This is a genomic window from Endozoicomonas numazuensis (genome assembly GCF_000722635.1).
Lineage (GTDB): Bacteria > Pseudomonadota > Gammaproteobacteria > Pseudomonadales > Endozoicomonadaceae > Endozoicomonas_A > Endozoicomonas_A numazuensis.
Genome location: NZ_JOKH01000007.1, coordinates 208,179 through 209,818 on the forward strand (window position 1 = coordinate 208,179; position 1,640 = coordinate 209,818).

The following is a 1,640-nucleotide window of genomic DNA, read 5'->3' on the forward strand; positions in this document are numbered from 1 at the left end:
ACTCATGACATTCAGTGCAAAACCATCAGCGGCAACACAAAGCACGGTTTTTTCTTCCAGAAGGGTGAAAGCACCTTGTTCATGCTGGCAGAGTGTATGTGTCTTTGTGGCTCAATTGGCAGTCACCAGCCTTTGCATATTGCAACCGGCCAATGGTGAGGAGGTTGATGAGCCAGGGTCTCTCATTAACCCGGTCATTTACCATAACGACAACACTCATGAACTGGAAGGTGCCAGGAATATTGCCCTGAGCCCCGACGGGAAACACCTGTACGTAACGGCCAATGTTGGGGATGCCCTGTCGGTGTACGACGTGGCCAGCGACGGCGCGCTCTCCAACCCCCGTACCTACCATAACGGCGACACTCATGAGTTGGACGGTGCTTCGAATGTTATCCTGAGCCCCGACGGGCAACATCTGTATGTAACGGCCGTTGAGAGGGATGCCTTGTCGGTGTACGACGTGGACAGCGACGGTGCGCTCTCCAACCCCCGTATTTACCGCAACGACGACACTCATGAGCTGGACGGTGCTTTGGGTGTCGCCCTGAGCCCCGACGGGCAAAACCTTTACGTAACGGCCTCGAACGGGAATACTCTGTCGGTGTACGACGTGGCCAGCGACGGCGCGCTCTCCAACCCCCGAATCTATCGTAACGGCACCACTCATGAGCTGGACGGCACTACGAGTGTCGCCCTGAGTCCTGACGGGAAACACCTGTACGTAACGGCCTATTTTGGGAATGCCCTGTCGGTGTACGACGTGGCTAGCGATGGAGCGCTCTCCAACCCCCGTATTTACCGTGACGACGACACTCATGTGCTGATCGGTGTCTGGAATGTTACCCTGAGCCCCGACGGGCAACACCTGTACGTAACGGCTTTTTCGAGCAATGCCCTGTCGGTGTACGACGTGGCCAGCGACGGCGCACTCTCCAACCCCCGTATTTATCGTAACGACGATACTCATGAGCTGAACCGTGCCCGGGGTGTTACCCTGAGCCCCGACGGGCAACACCTGTACGTAACAGCCTTTGATAGTGACGCCCTGTCGGTGTACGACGTGGCCAGCGACGGCGCGCTCTCCAACCCCCGTGTCTATAGTGACGACACTCATGAGCTGAAAGGCGCTTGGGATGCCACCCTGAGCCTCGACGGGCAACACCTGTACGTAACGGCCTTTTTTGGGAATGCCCTGTCGGTGTATCAGGTGGTTCAGGCCGTGGAAACAATCACCTCCTTATACTCCCTCACACACTCAGCCAGCATTAACCCGGGCATGGACACACATACCCTGGTCTACTCTCCCACGCATTCAGCCATGACGAGCCCGAGCCTGGAAGGCCGCCCGATATCCACTGACGGGTTTTCTCCTTCCACAACGCCTTCTATGACATCTTCTATGACATCATCCATGATGCCTTCCATTGAAGTGAAAGGAGAGAATGACAGAGATTATGGCGCTATTGCTGGCGCGGTCACTACCGGAGCCGTAGTGACCGGGGCGGTTGTCTCTGTGGTGATCGGAATGGTCTGCTGGGCTACACACCGTACAAAACTCAAAAGCGCCATTTATGAAATGCAGAACAAGCAGTGACACACTGATCTGTCCGTACAAAACAGGCTCAATAAAGGTTGTC

The 1,640-nt window shown here is 55.7% G+C and carries 1 protein-coding gene; it reads left to right on the forward strand.

Annotated features, from left to right (window positions below; all coding sequences use genetic code 11):
- Positions 1–1,597 (forward strand): lactonase family protein (locus GZ78_RS22970; protein WP_236631664.1); only part of this gene is annotated, 1,597 nt, incomplete at its 5' end.
- Between the last annotated feature and the right edge of the window lie 43 nt (positions 1,598–1,640).